This is a genomic window from Streptomonospora sediminis (assembly GCF_054778995.1).
In genome coordinates, this window is sequence record NZ_BAAGYZ010000100.1 from 1 (window position 1) to 19,960 (window position 19,960).

Annotated in this window: 15 protein-coding genes; 8 read left to right on the top strand and 7 right to left on the bottom strand. The window is 73.4% G+C overall.

The genetic code is table 11. The features are described from left to right. Both ACYVD5_RS19100 and ACYVD5_RS19105 read right to left on the bottom strand, forming a co-directional pair. Positions 1-1,056: dihydroxyacetone kinase subunit DhaK (locus tag ACYVD5_RS19100; protein WP_461002442.1), on the bottom strand; the 1,056-nt coding region annotated here is incomplete at its 3' end. Continuing rightward, positions 1,056-1,751 carry an HAD family hydrolase gene (locus ACYVD5_RS19105; RefSeq protein WP_461002443.1) on the bottom strand — a complete coding sequence of 232 codons (696 nt, stop codon included), beginning with the start codon at positions 1,749-1,751 and terminating at the stop codon, positions 1,056-1,058. The genes ACYVD5_RS19105 and ACYVD5_RS19100, both read right to left, overlap by 1 nt. 180 nt (positions 1,752-1,931) lie before the next feature. Here ACYVD5_RS19105 and ACYVD5_RS19110 point away from each other — a divergent pair, with 180 nt between their 5' ends. The 4 genes from ACYVD5_RS19110 to ACYVD5_RS19125 all read left to right on the top strand — a co-directional run bounded on the left by ACYVD5_RS19110 (position 1,932) and on the right by ACYVD5_RS19125 (position 6,334). Further along, positions 1,932-2,723, top strand: coding sequence for a DeoR/GlpR family DNA-binding transcription regulator (locus ACYVD5_RS19110; RefSeq protein ID WP_461002444.1), 792 nt, complete (start codon positions 1,932-1,934; stop codon positions 2,721-2,723). Between the two features lie 309 nt (positions 2,724-3,032). Further along, positions 3,033-4,409 carry an MFS transporter gene (locus ACYVD5_RS19115; protein ID WP_461002445.1) on the top strand — a complete coding sequence of 459 codons (1,377 nt, stop codon included), beginning with the start codon at positions 3,033-3,035 and terminating at the stop codon, positions 4,407-4,409. 200 nt (positions 4,410-4,609) lie between these two features. Further along, a complete protein-coding gene (locus tag ACYVD5_RS19120) occupies positions 4,610-5,392 on the top strand; it encodes an SDR family oxidoreductase (RefSeq protein WP_461002446.1) in 783 nt (260 codons plus the stop codon). A 417-nt stretch (positions 5,393-5,809) separates the two neighbouring features. Beyond that, positions 5,810-6,334, top strand: a complete 525-nt coding sequence (locus ACYVD5_RS19125; RefSeq protein ID WP_461002447.1) for a hypothetical protein — start codon at positions 5,810-5,812, stop codon at positions 6,332-6,334. Positions 6,335-6,487: 153 nt separating this feature from the next. On the opposite strand, the gene ACYVD5_RS19130 is transcribed toward ACYVD5_RS19125, so the two are convergent. Then, positions 6,488-7,399: an NAD(P)-dependent oxidoreductase gene (locus ACYVD5_RS19130; protein ID WP_461002448.1), complete on the bottom strand. Its 912-nt coding sequence runs from the start codon at positions 7,397-7,399 to the stop codon at positions 6,488-6,490. Between the two features lie 322 nt (positions 7,400-7,721). Continuing rightward, positions 7,722-8,753 carry an NAD(P)/FAD-dependent oxidoreductase gene (locus tag ACYVD5_RS19135; protein WP_461002449.1) on the bottom strand — a complete coding sequence of 344 codons (1,032 nt, stop codon included), beginning with the start codon at positions 8,751-8,753 and terminating at the stop codon, positions 7,722-7,724. Between the two features lie 78 nt (positions 8,754-8,831). Between ACYVD5_RS19135 and ACYVD5_RS19140 the strand changes: the two genes are divergently transcribed. Next, the gene (locus tag ACYVD5_RS19140; protein WP_461002450.1) at positions 8,832-9,431 is read left to right on the top strand and encodes a helix-turn-helix domain-containing protein; all 600 of its coding nucleotides are present in this window, start codon (positions 8,832-8,834) and stop codon (positions 9,429-9,431) included. A 200-nt stretch (positions 9,432-9,631) separates the two neighbouring features. Then, complete coding sequence (locus ACYVD5_RS19145) at positions 9,632-9,910, top strand: hypothetical protein (protein ID WP_461002451.1); 279 nt, start codon at positions 9,632-9,634, stop codon at positions 9,908-9,910. Positions 9,911-9,988: 78 nt separating this feature from the next. Here ACYVD5_RS19145 and ACYVD5_RS19150 read toward each other — a convergent pair whose 3' ends face one another. Together ACYVD5_RS19150 and ACYVD5_RS19155 are read right to left on the bottom strand one after the other, a co-directional pair. Continuing rightward, entirely contained in the window at positions 9,989-10,246 is a 258-nt protein-coding gene (locus ACYVD5_RS19150; RefSeq protein ID WP_461002452.1) for a DUF397 domain-containing protein, read from the bottom strand. A gap of 3 nt (positions 10,247-10,249) precedes the next feature. Next, positions 10,250-10,498 carry a Scr1 family TA system antitoxin-like transcriptional regulator gene (locus ACYVD5_RS19155; RefSeq protein WP_461002453.1) on the bottom strand — a complete coding sequence of 83 codons (249 nt, stop codon included), beginning with the start codon at positions 10,496-10,498 and terminating at the stop codon, positions 10,250-10,252. A gap of 109 nt (positions 10,499-10,607) precedes the next feature. Between ACYVD5_RS19155 and ACYVD5_RS19160 the strand changes: the two genes are divergently transcribed. After that, complete coding sequence (locus ACYVD5_RS19160; protein WP_461002454.1) at positions 10,608-11,246, top strand: isochorismatase family protein; 639 nt, start codon at positions 10,608-10,610, stop codon at positions 11,244-11,246. Positions 11,247-11,433: 187 nt separating this feature from the next. Here the strand turns inward: ACYVD5_RS19160 and ACYVD5_RS19165 are convergent, their stop codons facing one another. Next, positions 11,434-13,122, bottom strand: a complete 1,689-nt coding sequence (locus ACYVD5_RS19165; protein ID WP_461002455.1) for a (2,3-dihydroxybenzoyl)adenylate synthase — start codon at positions 13,120-13,122, stop codon at positions 11,434-11,436. A 132-nt stretch (positions 13,123-13,254) separates the two neighbouring features. Between ACYVD5_RS19165 and ACYVD5_RS19170 the strand changes: the two genes are divergently transcribed. After that, complete coding sequence (locus ACYVD5_RS19170) at positions 13,255-19,926, top strand: amino acid adenylation domain-containing protein (protein ID WP_461002456.1); 6,672 nt, start codon at positions 13,255-13,257, stop codon at positions 19,924-19,926. The last annotated feature ends 34 nt before the right edge of the window (positions 19,927-19,960 follow it).

The window sequence follows — 19,960 nt, forward strand, 5'->3', positions numbered from 1 at the left end:
CGCGCCGGCGGCGGCGACCGTGCCGGGCCGGGGCGCGTCGGCCGCCTCGTCGGCCCGCACGGGGGCCGCGGTAAACGCCGGGGTCTGGCAGGGCTCGTCGTAGAGGTCGGCCAGTTCGTCGTCGAGCATCATCACCGACAGCGACAGCCCGGCCATGTCCAGGGAGGTCACGAACTCGCCCACCTCGGGGCGGTGCGGCGTGATACCGGCCTCGGCCAGGCGCCGGTGCACCTGGGCGTAGCAGATGAACAGGTCCTCGTAGGGCGTCTGGCCCAGCCCGTTGAGCAGCACCGCGGCCCGCCCGGTCGCCGGTTCGGGCAGCTCGGGCAGCAGGGTGTCGACGAGCTCGTCGGCCACCCCGGCGGGGTCCTGGGCCGGTACCCGGCGCAGGCCGGCCTCGCCGTGGATGCCCAGCCCCAGCTCCATGGTGCCCTGCGGCACGGTGAACAGCGGTTCGTCCTGGCCCGGCAGGGTGCACCCGCCGAAGGCCGCGCCGAAGGTGCGGGTCATGGCGTTGGCGCGCTCGGCCACCCGGGCGACGCCGTCGAGGTCGTAGCCGCGGGCCGCTGCGGCGGAGGCGATCTTGAAGACGAAGAAGTCCCCGGCCACGCCGCGGCGGGCGCTGGTGTCGTCGGCCGAGCCGCTGGCGACGTCGTCGGTCACCAGCACCGTGCGGGAGTCGGTGCCTTCGGCCGCGAGCCGCCGCGCGGCCAGACCGAAGTGCATGACGTCGCCGGCGTAGTTGCCGAAGCTGAACAGCACGCCCGCGCCGCCGTCGACAGCGCGCGCCGTGCGGTAGACCTGCTCGGCGCTGGGGCTGGTGAACACGTCGCCGATGACGGCGGCGTCAGCGAGGCCCGGCCCCACCAGGCCGGCAAAGGCCGGGTAGTGGCCGCAGCCGCCGCCGATGACGACGCTGACGCGGCCCTGCTCGGGCGCGCGCGTGCTCAGCACGCCGTGCGCGTCGGGCACGGGCGCGACCAGCCGGGAGTAGGAGCTGACCAGGCCCTGGACCCAGGAGGACTTGAAGGTGGCGGGGTCGGCGGTCGCGGACATCAGTTGCTCCCCTGTGGAGCGGTGCGGCCGAGCAGGCGCAGCAGCCGCTCGCGGACGTCGGCCAGGTCGGTTGCCTCCTCGGTGGCCTTTTCCAGCGCGTCGGGGGCCGGGCGGTAGCCGGGGGCGGGGTTGGGCAGGGCGACCACCGTCATCTCGGCGGCGTAGGCGGCGCGGATGCCGTTGGAGGAGTCCTCCACGGCCGCGCACTCGCTGCCCTTCTGCCCGATCCGCGCGGCCGCCTCCAGGTAGACGTCGGGACTGGGCTTGCCGCGGGCGACCTCGGCGCTGGAGACGGTGGCGGAGAAGTGGTCGACGAGGCCGTGGCCGCGCAGCACCGCGTCGATGAGGCGGCGCGGCGCGGAGGAGGCCAGGGCGATGGGCACCTCGGCGCTGACGGCGGCCACGGTTTCGCGGGCGCCCGGCAGCAGTCCGACGCGCTCCTGCTCGAAGGCCTCGACCATGCCGTCGACGACGGCGCGTTCGGTGTCTTCGTCGGACTCCTCGGCACCTGCCATCTGGTTGAGGTAGTGCGACCATTCGCGCGAACTCATGCCCTGGACGGTCCCGGTGTCCTCGGAGGTCCACTGGGCGCCGTGGCGAGCGGCGTAGCCCGACCACATCTCTTCCCACAGGTGGTCGCTCTCGATAAGTACACCATCGAGATCGAACACCACCGCGTGGAGTGTGCTGCTCATCGCGTCCTCTCCTCAACCCTCATGACATGGATGGCGTTAAATTAACATCGACAACGTGATTTCGCCATGCCTGGTGTTATCTCCGGCGGCACGGGACGCCTTCGGTACCGTCTGACAGGCGTGCCGTCCACCGGCGGCCCGCACGCCATCAGCCACCCGGAGTTCGAGGACAGAGGTCCAATGAGTACCCGACGCGGCGACGCCCGCCCCCAGGAAGCGCGCCAGCAGGCCATCGCCGAGTTCGTGGCCAAGCAGGGCTCGGCCACGGCGATCGAACTGGCCGAACTCACCGGTGTCAGTGTGATGACAGTCCACCGCGACCTCGACGAACTGGCCCGCCGCGGCCTGCTGCGCAAGTTCCGCGGCGGGGTTTCCGCCCAGCCCTCCACGGTCTTCGAGAGCGACGCCGAGTACCGCCTCAACGCGCGCATCGACCAGAAGCGCGCGATCGCCGCCCGCGCCGCTGCCTACGTCGAGCCCGGCGGGTCGGTCATGCTCGACGACTCCACCACCGCACTGCAGCTCACCGCGGAACTGGAGCAGCTCGCTCCGCTGACCGTGGTCACCAACTACCGCCGCACCATCGACGAGGTGTGCGCGATGAAGGACGTCCGGTTGATCGCGCTGGGCGGCGACTACTCGCGCACCCACGACTCCTTCAACGGCCTGCCCTGCACCGAGGCCATCGCCTCGGTCAGCGTCGACACCGCCTTCATCAGCACCTCGGCCATGACCGCGGCCATGACCTACCACCAGGAGCAGGAGATCGTCGTGGTCAAGCGGGCGATGCTCGCCGCGGCCCACACCAGGGTCCTGCTCATGGACTCCAGCAAGATGCCGCGCACCGCGCTGCACCACCTGGCGCCGGTGGAGTCCTACGACCGCCTCATCGTCGACGACGGCGTCGGTGCCGACCTGCTGGAGGAGCTGCGCGACCGGGTGGAGGTCGACGTCGTCGCGACGGAAAACTAGATCACGTATTGCGTGTTAATTTCACACGGGTTATGTTCTCTCCTGCGATGTAGGTGAGACCTGGGTCACCAGCGGTGTCGCACGGCCGGTGCGGCCGCGGCCCGCGGTGCGCAGGTCCTCGACTCCGTGCGTAGACCTCGGCCCGCGCACCGGCGCCCGCCCGCACCCGCCGGCCCCCGGGCCGCGGATGCGCCGCGGGCGGCCGATCACCGATCCCGTCCGCAGCGGGGCCGGCCCGCCGGCAGCCCCGGCGCCCCGGTGCTCGGCGTCCGCGCCGCGGTCGGAACCCACCCCCAGCGAGGAGAGACCATGGACGAGCCGGCGAGTTCACGCCAGCCCCAGCGACCGCCATCCAGCCCGCCCGAACCCGACTCGGCGCCGCTGCGCGGCATCGAGCGGATCGGCATCCCCAAGCCGCTGTTCTGGGGATTCGTCGCCGTCCTGATCTACATGGTCGGCGACGGCGTGGAAATCAGCTACCTCACCGACTACCTGGTGCAGCCCGACGGGGGCGGTCTCGAAGGCGAACAGGCCACCTTCGCCACCGTGACCATCTACGGGCTCGCCGTCATGGTCGCCTCCTGGCTGTCGGGCACCCTTTCGGCCATCTGGGGTCCGCGCCGGGTCATGTGGCTCGGTGCAGCCTGGTGGGTCGTCTTCGAGATGATCTTCCTCTTCGCTGCCATCCCCACGCAGAACTTCTTCTTCATCGTCACCGTCTACGGCATCCGCGGGTTCGCCTACCCGCTGTTCGCCTTCGCCTTCCTGGTGTGGGCGCAGACCGCCAGCCCCCAGCGCATGCGCGGCTCGGTGGCCGGCTGGTTCTGGTTCGCCTTCACCGGCGGCCTGCCGACCATCGGCGCCGGCGTTGCGGCGCTGGCCATCGGCCCGCTGGGCATGACGCTGCACGACACCCTCATCCTGTCGCTCGTGCTGGTGGCGATCGGCGGCCTGCTCGGCTCCTTTGCCGTGCGCGAGCCCAGTGGCCTCAAGCCCATCGCCGACGAGTCCGTGGAGAACCCCCGCAGCTACCGGCGGCTGCTGGAGGGCGTCGACATCCTGTGGCGCGACCGCCGCACCCTGGTGGGCGGACTGGTGCGCATCGTCAACACCGCTCCCCAGTACGGCTTCTTCGCGATGTTCCCGTTCACGCTGGGCAGTGCCGGCGGCAACGACGGCTTCCTCAGCCTCGCCCAGATCGCCACGCTCACCGCGACGACCTACGGCGCCAACATCGCCGCCAACCTGTTCTTCGGCGTGTTCGGCGACTACTTCGGCTGGCGCCGCACGGTGACGTTCTTCGGGTGCCTGGGCTGCGCGGTGGCCACACCGCTGTGGTACTTCACGGCCGTGACCACCGAGAGCTTCCCGATCACGATGGCGCTGGGCTGCCTCTACGGTGTGCTGCTCGCCGGGTTCGTCCCGCTGTCGGCGCTGATGCCGTCGATGGTCAGCCACAAGGACAAGGGCGCCGCGCTGGCGGTGCTCAACTTCGGCGCCGGCGGTGCCGCGTTCGTCGGACCCATGGTGGTCTCGGTGTTCCACCCGCTGGTCGGCGGCGGCGGTGTCGCGGTGGTCTTCAGCTGCATGTACGTGCTCGTCGCAGTGCTGTCGACCAAGCTGAAGGACCCCAGCGACCCGGCGGAGAAGAAGCGCGCGGCCTCCCTGGCCGCAGCGGCCGCCTGAGCCGTCCCGGGTTCCCCGGCGCTGCGGCGCCGCCGTACCAGCGGCGCGCCCGGCGCCGGGGAACCCGCAGGTGTGCCGCGCCGCAGGCGCACCCGCCGCAGGTGCCCCGGCCGACAGGCAGCGGGCTGCGGGTGGGTGCGCCGTTCCCAGGTTGATCGCGGCCTGGTCCCGGTGCGGCGCCACCGAGCAGGGTGGCAACCATGAGCACAACAACCACCGGGTCCTCCGGGACCACTGACACAGCCAAGACCGCCAGGACCGCCAAGACCGTGTTCGTTACCGGCGCCAGCAGCGGAATCGGCGCCGCGATCGCCACCCGCGCCGCGAGCGCGGGCGACCACGTCGTCCTGGCCGCCCGCCGCGCCGACCGGCTCGGCGCGCTGGTCGAGCGCATCACCGCCGCCGGCGGATCCGCCCAGGCCTGCGAACTCGACATCACCGACGCCGCGGCCGTTACCGCCGCCGTCGACAAGACCGCCGCAGAGCGCGGCAGCATCGACGCGATCGTCAACAACGCCGGCGTCATGCTGCTCTCGCCGATGGACTCGCTGCGCGTCGACGAGTGGTCGCGCATGGTCGACGTGAACGTCAAGGGGCTGCTCAACGGTGTTGCCGCCGCCCTGCCCCACTTCCGTGAGCAGGGGCACGGGCACCTGCTGACCGTGGCCTCGATCGGCGCGCACCAGGTGGTGCCCACCTCGGCCGTGTACTCCGGCACGAAGTTCGCCGCCTGGGCCATCACCGAAGGGCTCCGCCAGGAGCTCGATCCCGCGATCCGCGTCACCACCATCTCGCCCGGCGTCGTCGAAAGCGAACTGGCCGAGCACATCACCGACCCGGCCGCCAAGGAGGCGATGGTCTCCTACCGGGCCGCGGCTCTGCCGGCCGAGGCGATCGCCGGGGCGGTGACCTGGGCGATGGACCAGCCCGGCGACGTGGACGTGAACGAGATCGTCGTCCGCCCCACCCGCCAGCGCCCCTGAGCCAAGACCGCGGATAGGTACACGTACCTGTACACCCTGTTGCACCTGCCCAGCGCGCGGCGGCCCGGGAGCGGCCGCTGCGCGTTTCGGCCGCGGGGGGAGTGTGCCGATTGCACGTCGTGCGGGGCCCGTGTCCGGGGCGCGTTGTGCCGGCTGCGCCCGCCCGGTGCGGGAGAGGTGTTTAGGACGGTGCGGTTGGGACAGTTGGCCACTCTGTCGCCGTCTCGGCCACCACCCGAACGGCCGGGCCCGCCCCCGCCGACGCCGGGCCGTGCTCAGCTGGCCGGGCCGGCCATGGGGGATGCGCCCGGTCGCCCAGGTGACCTGCGGTGAACGAGGGCGGCATGCCGCCGCAGTCGGGGAGAGCCTCCGCAAGCGGCGCCCCTGAGGCCCGAAACAATCCCTTCTGGAGTGATCATGCTCGACCCGATCCCCCAGCACCCGTATCCGTCCGGACTGGCAGTCCACGACGCGGCCGAGACCTCGGCGGAGGTGCGCACCCACGGCAGCGCCCGCGTGGTCGCCCACCGGCCCCACCCCGACGGCACCTATACCTACACCGTGGAACACCTGGGCGAGGGCACCCGGACGGAGTGGGCATCCTACTTCACCATCCCCGCCGGGATGTGGGCCCTGGCCGATGAGCCGGAGGAGACGGCTTTCGGATCCGGAGCCTTGAGCCCCGACGACCGCCCCGTCCCCGAGGCCGCGGACCCGTTGGAGGCGGGACCCGCGGATCCGGGCCCCGTAGGGCAGGGCTTCGTGGAACCGGGCACAGCGGAGCCGGGGTGCGTGGAGCCGCGCGCCGCGGAGCCGGGCGCGGGCCCCGTTGAACCGGCCCCCGCGGACGCGGCACACGACACCGGCGCGGCCCCCGCCCTCCACCACACCCCGGCTGCGGCAGCACCCGACCGCCAGGAAGAAGGCGCACTGGGGCGGTGAGCCGCGGCGGAAAGGTCCTCGCCTCGCTCCGTGCTGCCCCGCCTCCCCACAGGCCAACGCGGCGGTGGCCCGGCCGCCCCGCCGCGTTAGCCCGGCGATGATCATGAAGAATTGCCCGGCTGAGCCGCGCTTTGCCTTGGATTCCCGTCCTTATCAGGTGGCGTGTCCGGCGTCCGGGCCGCTGCCCAGCAGGGCGAAGAGGCTTGAGAACCCCTCCGCACCGTGGCCGGTGGCGATCCGGTGGTCCATGAGGGATTTGACTTCGCGCATCCGCACCACGTCGATGCCGCGGGATTCGCGGTGCTCGATCAGGTCGTCCATCAGCGCGGCCTGTACCGACAGCGGGCCCAGGTCCGGTGGGAATTCGCCGTCGCGGGCGGCTTTGCCCATGGCCGTGAGCAACGGCGGGTAGCCGGTGGCCATTGATGCCGCGAAGCGTTCGGCGAACTCCGCTACGTCGGCCCCTTCCGCCTGCACCAGCCGCAGGGTGTGCAGGAAGCCGATCAGCGTTTCGTAGCCGGCCGCGACCTGCGCCATGAACTCGACGGAGGCCAACCCGGCGTCGGTGCCGTAGAACGTGCCGGTGCCCAACGCGCGCAGCGCCGGTTCATGGGTGTCGAAGGCGTTGCGGGAACCGCTGAAGGAGAGGTGCGCGTCGGGTGTGCCCAGGTCCGGCGGGTCGGCCATGATCCCGCCGTCGATGTACTCGGCGCCGTGCTCCACCGCCCAGCGTTCGGTCGTCCGTGCCCGGTGGGGAGAACCGCTGGTGAGGTTCACGAGCGCCTTGCCGGCGATCGCGTCGCCGACACCGGCCAGGACTTCGTCCACTGCGTCGTAGCCGAGCAGGCAGACCACCACGAGCGGGCTCGCAGCGACCGCCTCGGCCGCGGTCGCGGACGCCGCGGCACCGGCCTCGACCAAGGGCGCGTCCTTGCCGGGGGAGCGGTTCCACACGGTCGTCGGGTGGCCGCGGGCAAGAAAGGTCCCGGCGATGGCCGACCCCATCTCGCCGAGCCCCAGGACGGTGATCGGGGTGGTGTCGGCGGCGGTGGTCGTCGTGGTCATGGAGATCCCCTCTCGTGTGGCCAACAGGGCTGCCGGCCGGCCCCGGCGGCCCCGCCGCGCCACGTCCCGCGGTGCGGCCGTGGCAGGTGGTGCCGCGCGTCGGCCGGGCCGACATTGCTGCCCCGAACGTAGGATCTCAAGTTAGATTGAGGTCAACCGTTGTGCGGGTTGCCCCGATCTCGCCCGCCGGTTTCCGGGGGTGGAGGCGGCGCAGGGGCGCCGCCGCCACCCGCCCGCCGGGGCTGCGGCATGCGCGGGGCGCGGAGAGGGCCCCAGCGCTTCCGCTGCCACGCGGGGCGTCCCGCTGCTTGCCCTGGGAGTTTCAGCGTGCGCGGTCGCGCTCGCGCGTCACCTGCGCGGCGCGTTCAGCTTCAGCCGCGATCGAGAACGGCTCCCGGTGGGCGGTCACCGCCCGGGCCGTCTCCTCCTGAATCAGCTCGGCGTTGATCTGCGCCCCCGCTCCCGCGCCCGCGTTCGCGGCCGCGCCGACCTGGGCGGTCAGGTCGGTCGTGTTGCCCGCAACCCAGACCCCGGGTACGGCCGTGCGGCCCGCCTCGCTGGCGACGTGGTCGCCGAACGGGTGCTCGGCGGCGACCAGGCCCAGCTTCTCCAGGAAGGCGGCCCACCCGTGCATCCGCGGCGCGACCGCCACCGCCCCGAGGGGGATCAGTGTGCCGTCGCCGAGCCGCAGCCCTGCCAGGCGGTCGTCCGCGGTCTCGACGGCGGCCACCTCGCCCTCCACGACCCTGATACCGCGGGCCGCCAGTTGCTCGGCCTCCTCGGCGGTCGGTGCGGCCGCGGTGTGGGTGAAGAGGGTGACATCGTTGCTCAACTGCCGGAACAGCAGCGCCTGGTGCAACGCCATCGGCCCATTGGTGGCCAGCACGCCGATGGCCCGGTCGCGAACCTCCCAGCCGTGGCAGTAGGGGCAGTGCACGACATCGCGGCCCCACTGCTCCCGCAGCCCGGGCACGTCGGGCAGTTCGTCGACCAGACCGGTTGCCACCAGCAGGCGGCGCGCGCGCACGGTCCGGCCGTCGGTCAGTTCGACGGCGAAACCGCCGCTGCCGCCGTCGCCGTCGCCGTCGCGGACCGCCGAGTGCACCTCGCCCTGCACGACGTGGCCCCCGTAGCCGCGCACCTCGGCGCGAGCGCGCTCCAGTAGCTCGGCGGGGCTCATCCCGTCGCGGGCCAGCAGCCCGTGCACCCCCGCTGCTGGCGCGTTGCGCGGCGCGCCCGCGTCGATCACCGCCACCGACCGCCGCACCCGGGCCAACATCAGCGCTCCGTTGAGTCCGGCGGCGCCACCGCCGATCACGACGACGTCGTAGCTCTCGTTCAATTCATCGGTCATTTCGACCACCTCCACGGCCAGCATGCTTCGCACTCGCCACCAGGGCAAAGTTCTTTGCCGTTATGGCAAGATGGGTCCATGGCAGACGAGCTCGACTACGCACTCGACTCCGTGGGCCCGCGGCTTCGCGCGCTGCGCCGGAAGCGCGGGACCACGCTCACCGACCTAGCGGCGGCGACCGGCATCTCGGTGAGCACGCTGTCCCGGTTGGAGTCCGGAGCCCGCCGGCCGACCCTCGAACTGCTGCTGCCCCTGGCGAGGGAGCACGGCGTCACGCTGGACGAACTCGTCGACGCCCCGCCCACCGGCGACCCGCGCGTCCATCTGCGCCCGGTCACCCGCGGGCGGATGACCATGCTGCCGCTGACCCGCCGTCCGGGCGGCATCCAGGCGTACAAGCTCGTCCTGCCCGGTTCCGTTCCGGAACACGAGCCCGATCCGCAGGTCCACGAGGGCTACGAGTGGCTCTACGTGCTCAACGGGCGGCTGCGCCTCATCCTCGGCGAGCACGACCTGGTGCTTCCGCCCGGCGAGGCGGCGGAGTTCGACACCCGCGTACCGCACTGGTTCGGCGCGGCCGGCGCCAACCCGGTCGAGGTGCTCAGCCTCTTCGGCAAACAGGGCGAACGCGCCCACCTGAGAGCGAGACCGAGGGGGCGGCAGGCCGGACCCCGATGACCATGCAGAAATGCCCAAATATCAAAGCTCAGATGGGTATTTCCGCATGCTCGCCACCGACCTCGCAACACACTTCTTAAGTTGCACACCGGCGAAGCCGGCGTGGTAGGCGGGGCGGGCCAACTCCGTGCCGGGGAGAGCGGGGATACGCTCAAGCATCGCGGACGTCCGGCTTGGCCGCGCTCAGCATATGGCCCGGGATGACCACCAGCCGCTCGTCGGCGCCGACCCGCACGTCGGCGGGAAGGCGGTCGCAAGGTGTCGGTGAGGTCGCGGCCGATGACCGCGACGTCTCCGCTATCCAGATCCCAGATGTCGGGGCAGTCCTTGGTCGCTTTGCTGTCGCCCGGTTCGGCGGCGGTCATTCCCAACCGCCGCACGAACCGCGCGTCGTGATCCGCTTCCCAGGCACGCACCACGGTGGTCTCCAAGTCCGCTGGCTGACGGGCATTCGGCTTTTCAACAGCGGGTCGTACTGACAAGCGACGGACACTTCATTGTCGCTTTTCGGTCATGGTGGACCGGGCGGAGGCGGGGCGAATGGCCTGGGAGCCGGGCTAAAATTCCTCGGTTTTGAGAGTGGAGATGAAGGTGTGCCAGGAGGAGGTGGGGAAGGTGAGGTGGCCCAGTTCCCGGTGCTGGGTGTCGCGGATGTGGATGTGGCGAGGGGAGTCGGCGATCTCGACACAGCTTGGACCGTTGCCGCTGTGGCTGGACTTGCGCCAGCCGGCGACCTCGACGCACGCCGCCGCGTTGACATCGCTATAACTGGACTTGCGCCAACCGGAAACCTCGATGCACTCGCCGCTGTTCAAAGTTCACCTCTGCGCGCTACGTCGGCTTTCCACGGTTTTCACGTTTCCATGGGCTTCCTTGCGTAGCTTATCGATGACCTGAATATGTTCTTCCGCCTCGCGCGGACCGTCCAAAAACAGCACGCTCGTGTGCTGTTCGACATGGACGGCCCTGAGCGGACCGACATCCAGGACCGTGAAGGGGCCGGTCTCCATCGCGGCATGCGCTCCCACTTCGGAAGGCAGTTGGGTGCTGGCGCGGCTCCGCCGCACCTACCGGCCGTACGGCTGGACCGGCCGGGTGGTGCCGGGTGGTGCGCGTTATCGTCTTCAGGTGATAATGATAATCGTTACCATCGCCATCCTCTGCAAAGGACCGCTCATGGCACTGCCGTCAATCGAGCCCTACCCCATGCCCGGTGCGGGCGAGCTGCCCGCCAACCGGATGTCCTGGGTGGTCGACCCCGACCGCTGTGTGCTGCTGATCCACGACATGCAGCGCTACTTCCTCGGTGCCTTCCCCGGCGACGGCGAGCCGGTGCCGAGTCTGCTGGCCAACATCGGCGCCCTGCGGGCCGCCTGCGCGGAGGCGGGAGTGCCGCGGGTCTACACCGCGCAGCCCGGGGCCCAGCCGCCCGCACAGCGGGGGCTACTGCGCGACCTGTGGGGCGAGGGCCTGCGCGACGACCCCGACCACACCGCCATCGTGGACGGGCTGGCGCCGGGCGATGGCGAGACGCTGATCACCAAGTGGCGCTACAGCGCTTTCGCGCGGACCGACCTGGAGGAGCGCCTGCGCGACTGGGGCCGCGACCAGGTGGTCGTCTGCGGCATCTACGCCCACATCGGCGTCCTGATGACCGCGTGCGACGCGTTCATGCGCGACTTCCAGGCCTTCGTCGTCGCCGACGCCGTGGCCGACTTCTCCGCGGCCGATCACACCATGGCCCTGTCCTACGCCGCGCGCCGCTGCGCTGCGACCGCGGGCACCAAGGATGTAGTGGCGGCGTTGGGAGGGTGATCCGGAGGTGTTCTCCGCGGGAGTGCGGGCGGGGGTTCCGTGCGGAGCCCGGCGGGCTCCGCACTGGTTCGGCGGCGGTTCCCGCGGCAGGTCCCGGCCGATTCCCGCAGGTTCCCGCAGGAGTTCCCGCGGCAGCCCGGGCGGCGGTTCCGCGCGGGGCCCGGCGCCGCCGCCGGGCCCCGGCCGCCTATGCGCCCGCCGGGCTTGCCGCGCCCGCGCCGTCGCCCCCGCTCTCCTCCTCCAGTTCCCGCTTGATCCGCTTCTTGTCGACCTTGCCCACCCCGGTCAGCGGCAGTTCCGCCACGCGGCGCACCTCGTCTGGGACCTTGTAGGGGGCCGCGCCGCGCTCCAGCATGGCCGCGCGCACCTGCGCCCGGTCCGGGCATTCGTCGCGGGTGACCAGCAGGGCGAGCGACCGCTCGCCGAGGTGCGGGTCGGCGACGCCCACCACCGCCGCCTCCAGTACGCCGGGCAGGCTCAGCAGGTGCTCCTCGACCTCGAGCGCGGCGATCTTCTCGCCGGCGCGGTTGACCTGGTCCTTGACCCGGCCCACGACCACCAGGTCGCCGCGCTCGGAGCGCACGACCAGGTCGCCGGTGCGGTAGAACCCCTCCGGGGTGAACCGCAGCCCGTCCAGCTCGCGCGCCCGGTAGTAGCCGCGCAGCGTGTAGGGGCCGCGGGTGAGCAGCTCGCCGGGCGTGCCCGGCGGCACCGGGTCGCCGTTGTCGTCGGCGACCACGATCTCGTCGGCGGGCGAGAGCGGCCTGCCCTGGGTGGCGCACACGAGGTCGTCGGGGTCGTCGAGCCCGGTGTAGTTGTTGAGCCCTTCGGCCATGCCGAACACCTGCTGCAGGCGGCAGCCCAGCGCCGGACCCACCCGGCGGGCGGTGGTGTCGTCCAGCCGCGACCCGCCGGCCTGGAGCACCCGCAGCGAGCCCAGGTCGCGGGAGGTGCGGGCGGCCTCGTCCAGCCAGGACGGCACCAGCGCGGGCACGAGCGAGGTGATGGTCACACCTTCGTCCTCGATGAGCCGGAAGGCCGTGGTGGGGCTGGGATCGGGGCTCAGTACGACCGTGCCGCCCGCCGCGAACGTGCCCACGATGCCGGGGGAGACCATCGTGAAGTTGTGCGCTGCGGGAAGCACGGCGAGGTAGACCGCGTCCTCGCCCACCCCGCAGGCCGCGGCGGAGGCGCGGGCGTTGTAGCCGTAGTCGGCGTGGGTGCGCGGGATGAGCTTGGGCGTGCCCGTGGTGCCGCCCGAAAGCAGCAGCAGGGCCAGCTCCTGGTCCGGGCTCCCTGCAGCTCCCGCGGTCGGCTCGGCCGTCCCTGCCGCCCGAAGCGGGGGAGCGGTGCCGGCTTCCAGCAGCGCATCCCAGCACAGCCCGCCCGTGCTACCGGGATCGCCCGCGACGATGAGGTGGCGCACCGACGGCGCGGATGCGGCGATGCGTGCCGCGCCGGGCCGCGCGTCGGCGCGCCCCCGGCCCTCGGCGACCACCAGGGCGCACGCCTCGGCGGTGCGGACCAGCGACTCCACCTCGCCCGGCCCCAGCGACGGCAGGGCGAGGACCGGCACGGCGCCGATGCGCAGCAGCGCGAACAGCGTAACGACGTACTCCCACCTGTTGGGCAGCTGTACCAGGACGCGTTCGCCGGGGTGCACCGGCAGCTCCGACAGCCCCGCCGCCAGCTCGTCCACGCGCGCGTCCAGGCCGGCGTAGCCGAGCCGCCGCCCGCCCGCCACGAGCGCCGTGCGCCCGCCGTGCCGGGCGGCGCCCGTGCGCAGCAGCTCGTCCAGCCGCCTGCCGTCCCACAGTCCGCGGTCGCGGTATTCGCGGGCCTGCTCCTCGGGCCAGCGCAACCAGTCCTGGGCCATGTGATCCCTCCAACGCCGCGGGGCCGGGGTCGACCGGGCCGCCCCGGCCCTGCTATATATGGACATCTGCAATGAAAACGGTTTTCATTATTGCTGAGTATGGCGAACCGGGCCACAAGGGGGCGAAGCGCTGTGTCAGACCGCGCCAACGCAGGGATCGCGGCCGTGCGGGAGCAGGTGGCCCACCTGCTGGGAACGGAGGGCTTCGCCGACACCGACGACCTCTTCGAGCACGGACTCGACTCGCTGGGCCTGATCCGGCTGGTCGGCGCGTGGCGCGAGGCCGGATTCGACATCACCTTCGAGGACGTCTCGGCCGACCCCACCGCGGCGGCCTGGAGCGGCCTGCTGGCGGCCTCCGCCGCCCCCGCCGGCGCTGCACCGCGGGACGCCGGCCCGGCGGTACCGGCCGCGTCCGCCCCGCCCGCCGAAACCCCGGAAACGGCCGGCGAGCCCTTCCCGCTGGCGACCATGCAGCACGCCTACTGGATCGGCCGCCAGGACGGCCGGCCGCTGGGCGGGGTCGCCGCGCACTTCTACACCGAGTTCGACGGCGGCGCGGTCGACCCGCAGCGCCTCACCGCCGCCCTGCGCGCCGTGGTCGAGCGCCACCCCATGCTGCGGGTGCGCTTCGACGACGACGGCCGCCAGCGCGTGCTGCCGCCCGGCGGCGCGGAACCCGCCGTGACCGTGCACGACCTGAGCGCGCTGGATGCGGCCGAGGCGCAACGCAGCCTGGAGCACACCCGCGACCGCTCCACCCACCGGCGCATGGACGTCGCGGCGGGCGAGGTCCTGGACGTGGCGCTGTCGTTGCTGCCCGACGGCACCACCCGCCTGCACGTGGACCTGGACATGATCGTCGCCGACGCGCTCAGCCTGCGGGTGCTGCTGGAGGACCTGCGCACCGCCTACGACGGCGCCGACCTGCCGCCCCTGGACTACGGCTTCGCCCGCTACCTCGCCGACCGGGCCGACCGCGCCCGCCGCGACCCCGGGCCGCGCGAACGCGCACGCTCGTGGTGGGCCGAGCGCCTGCCAGAACTGCCCCCGCCACCCGAGCTGCCCACGACCGCAGCCGCAGCGGGCCCGGCCGCGGCCGGCTCCGCCCTGACCCGCTCCACCCGCCTGCACCACTGGCTGGCCCCCGAGCGCACCCGGCTGCTCACCGAGCGCGCCCGCGCCGCCGGCGTCACCCCCGCCTCCGCGCTGGCCGCCGCTTTCACCGAGGTACTGGGCGCCTGGAGCGCACAGCCCCGGTTCACCCTCAACCTCCCGCTGTTCGACCGGGCGCCGCTGCACCCCGACATCGACCAGGTAATCGGCGACTTCAGCAGCTCGGTGCTGCTCGCCGTCGACACCGGCGCCACCGCGCCGTTCGCTGAACGCGCCCGCACCGTGCAGCACGACCTGCACCGGGCGGTCGACCACGGCGCCTACAGCGGCGTCGAGGTCCTGCGCGACCTGGCCCGGCTCAACGGCGGCACTCCGGTGCTGGCCCCGGTCGTCTACACCAGCGCCATCGGGTTGGGCCCCCTGTTCACCGACCCGGTCCAGGAGCGTTTCGGCCGCCCGTCCTGGATCATCTCCCAAGGCCCCCAGGTCCTGCTGGACGCCCAGGTCACCGAGCTCGACGGCGGGCTGCTGCTCAACTGGGACCTGCGCGAGCAGGCGTTTGCGCCCGGGACCGCGCACGCCGCGTTCGCCGCCTACCGCGACCTGGTCGAGCGGCTGATCGACGACCTTGGTGCGTGGACGCGCCCGTTCGCGCCCGCCCTCGCGCCCGAGCAGGTGCGGGCGCGCGCCGGGCAGGCTCTGGCCGCCGACCCGCCCGAGCCCCGGCTGCTGCACGAGCGGTTCTTCGCGCACGCCCGCAGCACACCCGGCGCGCTCGCGCTGGTCGACTGCGACGGCACCGAGGTGTCCTACGGCGAGTTGGCCGAACGCGCGCTGCGGGTGGCCGGAGCCGTTTCCGGCGCCGCCGCGGCCGGGTCGGTCGTGGCCCTGCACCTGCCGCCGGGCGCCGACCGCAGCGCCGCCCTGCTGGGTGTGCTGGCGGCGGGCTGCGCCTACCTGCCGCTGGGCTGGGACCAGCCCGCGGCCCGGCGCGCCCGCATCCTGGCCGCGGCCGAGCCCGCGCTGCTGCTCAGCGCCGGCGCGGACGCCCCGGACAGCCCGGACCCGTCGGCGACCCTGGCGACCCCGGTGCTGCCGGTGTCCCGCGCGCTCAACGCCCCGCCCGGCGAGCCGCGCGCGGTTGCGCCCGACCAGCTCGCCTATGTGCTGTTCACCTCGGGCTCCACCGGCACCCCCAAGGGCGTCGAGATCGAGCACCGCTCCGCCGCCCACACCATCGACGTGCTCAACGACCACCTGGAGCTGCACCCGCTCGACCGCACGCTCGCGCTCGCCGACTACGACTTTGACATGTCGGTGTTCGACCTGTTCGCGCCCCTGTCGGCCGGGGGAGCCGCGGTCCTGGTCGACTCCGCCGACCGCCGCGACGCAGCCCAGTGGGCGCACAGCGCACACGGCGCGGCGGTGACCGCCGTCAACTGCGTGCCCGCCCTGCTCGACATGCTGCTCGCGGCGGTGGAGGCGGGCATGGCCCCGATGCCGCCGCTGCGCGCCGTCCTGGTCGGCGGCGACCGGATCCCGCCCGCGCTGCCCGCCCGGTTGCACGCCCTGGCTCCGCAGTGCCGCTTCCTCGCCTTGGGCGGTATGACCGAGGCCGCCATCCACTCCACGCTGCTGGAGGTCGGTCCCGCCGATTCCGGCGACTCCACCGCCCCCGCCGCGGACTCCGCCGGCTCCACCAACCAGGCCGCCCTGCCCGCCTTGCCCGCCCTGCCCTGGGGCCGGCCGCTGCCCGGTGTCCGCTGCCGGGTGACCGACGCCCAGTGGCGCGACCGCCCGGACCTGGTGGCCGGCGAACTGTGGGTCGGCGGCGCGGGACTGGCCCGCGGCTACCGCAACGACCCCGCCACCAGCGCCGACCGGTTCGTCACCGCCGACGGGCGGCGCTGGTACCGCACCGGCGACCTCGCGCGCTACGCGCCCGACGGCACCCTGGAGTTCCTCGGGCGCAGCGACCACCAGGCCAAGGTCAACGGTGTGCGCGTCGAACTCGGGGAGGTCGAGGCGGCACTGGCGGCCCACCCCGACACGGCCGGCGCCGTCGCCGTCGTCCTCACCGAGCCCGCCCCCCGCTTGGCCGCACTCGTCGCGCCGCGCGAGCACCGCCCGCACGAAGCCCTGGCCGCCGATGCCGCCGCCCGCGCCCGCACCCTGTTGCCGCCGGCCCTGCTGCCCGACCCCGTGGTGGCGTGCGCGCAGCTCCCGCTCACCCCCAACGGCAAACCCGACCGGACCGCCGCCGCCCGCCTGCTGCGCGACCACCTCGCCCCGACCGCCCGCCGCAGCGAGCCGCCCGCGACAGCCGCCGAGCAACACCTCGCCCGGATCTGGGCGGAGCTGCTGGAGGCCGACCGCATCGACCGCGGCGACTCCTTCTTCGCGCTCGGCGGCGACTCGCTGCTGGCCACCCGGGTGGTGGGCGCGCTGCGCGCCGCCGGCTACGCCCAAGCCGGCGTATCCGACCTGTTCGCCCACCCCGTCCTGGCCGACTACGCCGCCCGCCTCGGCGAACAGGGTGCCGCCGCAGCCGAACAGCGCATCGCCCACGATCCCGCCGCCCGCTACGAACCGTTCCCGCCCACCGGCGTGCAGCGGGCCTACCTCACCGGCCGCAGCCCCGACTTCGCCCTCGGCGGGGTCGGCACCTACCACTACACCGAACTCGACGGCCCCGACCTGGACATCGGCCGCCTGGAGCGGGCGCTGGACCGGCTCACCGCCCGCCACGACATGCTCCGGGCCGTTTTCGACGCCGACGGCCGCCAACGCGTCCAGCAGACGGTGCCGCCGGTGCGCGTGCCCGTCACCGCCGCCGATACGCACGACCCCGCCGCCGCGCTCGCCGAACTGCGCGAAACCATGTCCCACCGCGTGTTCGACCCGCAAACCTGGCCGCTGTTCGACGTGCGGGCGGTGCGCTACACGCGCGGGCGGCAGGAGCGCATCCGCCTCGGCATCGGCCTGGACTACCTGGTACTGGACGCCCGCAGCATCATGGTCTTCTACACCGAACTGGACCGGCTCTACCGCGAGCCCGCCGCCGACCTCGACCCCATCGACGTCACCTTCCGCGACTACCTCACCCAGCTGCCCACCGACCCCGACCGCCAACAGCGCGACGAGGACCACTGGCGCCGCCGCGTGGCCGAACTGCCCGCCGCGCCGGCCCTGCCGCTGCGCACCGACCCCGCCCAGGTCGCCGAGCCCCGGTTCACCCGGCGCGCCGACCACCTCGACCCGGCCGAATGGGCCGCGCTCACCGAGACCGCGCGCACCGCCGGAACCACCCCCTCCACGCTGCTGCTGGCCTGCTACGGCGAGGTCCTCAGCCGCTGGAGCGGCCAGGACGACCTCAGCCTCACCCTCACCCTGTTCAACCGGCACGACGTGCACCCCCACATCGGCCGGGTCCTGGGCGACTTCACGTCGCTGTCGGTGTCGGCATACCACCGCGGCGCCGACCCGGCCGCCGCCGCCCGCGACCTCCAGCGGCGCCTCGGCCAGGACCTGGACCACCGCGAAGTCTCCGCCGAGTGGGTGCTGCGCGAAATCGCGCGGCGCACCGGAACCGCCCAACCCGGGATCCCCGTGGTCTTCACCAGCTCGCTGGGGGTGGGCGGCGCCGCCTCCCTGGACCTGTCCGAGGGCTTCCCCCAACGGGTGTGGGGGCTGTCCCAGTCGCCGCAGGTCCACCTGGACAACCAGGTCATGGAGAGCCGCGGCGGCCTCGACGTGTCCTGGGACGCGGTCGAGGAACTGTTCCGCCCCGGCGTGCTGGACGCCATGTTCGCCGCCTACCTGGACCTGCTGCGCGCCCTGGCCCGCGGCGGGGCCACCGGCTGGGCACAGGCGGTGGCCGAACTGCTGCCCGCCGACCAGCGCGCCGCCCGCGCAGCCGCCAACGACACCGCCGGAACCCGCCCCCGCGGCCTGCTGCACGACGCGTTCTTCGCCGGGGCGGCCGACCGCGCCGACCACCCCGCCGTCATCACCGCCGCGGCCGGGCTGACCCACGGCGAACTCGCCGACCGGGCGCTGCGCATCGCCGCCGGGCTGGTGCAGCGCGGCGTACAGGCCGGGGATTCGGTCGGGGTGTGCCTGCCCAAGGGTCCCGACCAGATCAGCGCGGTGTTGGGCGTCCTCGCCGCCGGCGGCGTCTACGTGCCCGTCGGCGCCGACCAGCCTCAGCTGCGCCGCGAACGCATCCACCGCGCCGCCGGAACCGTGCTGGCCATCGGCGACGCCGCCGGCGCCCCCCGCGGCGCGGACGTCGCCGAACTGCTGCAGGCCGCGCCGCTGGATGCGCCGCGCCGCCGCGGACCCGACGACGTCGCCTACACCGTGTTCACCTCCGGCTCCACCGGCGAACCCAAAGGCGTCGACACCACCCACGCCGCCGCACTGAACACCGTCACCGACATCTGCGACCGTTACCGCATCGGCTCCGGCGACCGGGTGCTCGCGCTGTCGGCACTCGACTTCGACCTGTCGGTTTTCGACGTGTTCGGCCTGCTCGGAGCGGGCGGTGCCCTCGTGTTGCCCGACGAGCAGGAGCGCCGCGACGCCGAACGGTGGCGTGTGCTGTGCGCCGAGCACGGTGTCACGGTGTGGAACACGGTTCCGGCACTGCTGGACATGCTGCTGCTGGCCGCCGAGGACACCGGGTTGGCGCCGTCGCTGCGCCTGGCCCTGGTCTCGGGCGACTGGGTGGGCGCCGACCTGGCTCCGCGGCTGCGCGCCGCGGGCGGGCCCGACACCCGCCTGGTGGCCCTGGGCGGCGCCACCGAGGCCGCCATCTGGTCCAACGCCTTCGACGGCGGCCACGTGCCCGAGGGCTGGCCGTCGGTCCCCTACGGTGCGCCGCTGCGCAACCAGCAGTACCGGGTCGTCGGCACAGACGGCCGCGACTGCCCCGACTGGGTGCCCGGCGAACTGTGGATCGGCGGCGCCGGCCTCGCCCTGGGCTACCGCGGCGACCCCGAACGCACCGCCGAACGGTTCCCCACCGACGGGGGCCGGCGCTGGTACCGCACCGGCGACCTGGGCCGCTACCGCCCCGGCGGGGTGCTGGAGTTCCTGGGCCGCAGTGACCGCCAGGTCAAGGTCGGCGGGCACCGGCTGGAGCTCGGCGAGGTCGAGGCCGCCCTGGAGGAGCACCCCGACGTGCGCCGGGCCGCAGTGGTCGCGGTGGGCGCGGGAGCCACGCGCCGGCTGACCGCGTTCGTCGCCGCCGACCGCACACCGCCCTGGGCGGAACTGTCGCCCTACCTCGCGGCGCGGCTGCCCGCCCACGCCCGCCCCGCGCAGGTCCGGGCCCTGGCGGAGCTGCCCCTCACCGCCAACGGCAAGACCGACCTGGCGGCCCTGGCCCAAGCGGCCGAGCCGGCGCAGGCCGCACCGGAGTCCGCGCCGCCCGCCGACGAGGCCGAGAAGCACATCGCCCGCATCTGGGGCGAGCTGATCGGCGCGGCCGTCGACGACCGGCACGCCAACTTCTTCGCCCTGGGCGGCACCAGCCTGCTCGCCATCCGCATGATCACCGCGCTGCGGCGCGAACTCGGCGCGGAACCCTCCACCCGGGAGTTCCTGGCCGCCCCCACCCTCGCCGCGCTCGCCGACCAGGTCCGCGCCACCCGGCCCGACGACGACACCACCGGCGAGATCTAACCGCCCCGCCCTGCCCGCCCGCCCCGGCCGCCGC

Bases quoted from the DNA above. Each gene is read 5' to 3' on its own strand.
- ACYVD5_RS19105 (WP_461002443.1), bottom strand. From the start codon at position 1,751: ATGAGCAGCACACTCCACGCGGTGGTGTTCGATCTCGATGGTGTACTT.
- ACYVD5_RS19110 (WP_461002444.1), top strand. From the start codon at position 1,932: ATGAGTACCCGACGCGGCGACGCCCGCCCCCAGGAAGCGCGCCAGCAG.
- ACYVD5_RS19115 (WP_461002445.1), top strand. From the start codon at position 3,033: ATGGACGAGCCGGCGAGTTCACGCCAGCCCCAGCGACCGCCATCCAGC.
- ACYVD5_RS19120 (WP_461002446.1), top strand. From the start codon at position 4,610: ATGAGCACAACAACCACCGGGTCCTCCGGGACCACTGACACAGCCAAG.
- ACYVD5_RS19125 (WP_461002447.1), top strand. From the start codon at position 5,810: ATGCTCGACCCGATCCCCCAGCACCCGTATCCGTCCGGACTGGCAGTC.
- ACYVD5_RS19130 (WP_461002448.1), bottom strand. From the start codon at position 7,399: ATGACCACGACGACCACCGCCGCCGACACCACCCCGATCACCGTCCTG.
- ACYVD5_RS19135 (WP_461002449.1), bottom strand. From the start codon at position 8,753: ATGACCGATGAATTGAACGAGAGCTACGACGTCGTCGTGATCGGCGGT.
- ACYVD5_RS19140 (WP_461002450.1), top strand. From the start codon at position 8,832: ATGGCAGACGAGCTCGACTACGCACTCGACTCCGTGGGCCCGCGGCTT.
- ACYVD5_RS19145 (WP_461002451.1), top strand. From the start codon at position 9,632: ATGACCACCAGCCGCTCGTCGGCGCCGACCCGCACGTCGGCGGGAAGG.
- ACYVD5_RS19160 (WP_461002454.1), top strand. From the start codon at position 10,608: ATGGCACTGCCGTCAATCGAGCCCTACCCCATGCCCGGTGCGGGCGAG.
- ACYVD5_RS19165 (WP_461002455.1), bottom strand. From the start codon at position 13,122: ATGGCCCAGGACTGGTTGCGCTGGCCCGAGGAGCAGGCCCGCGAATAC.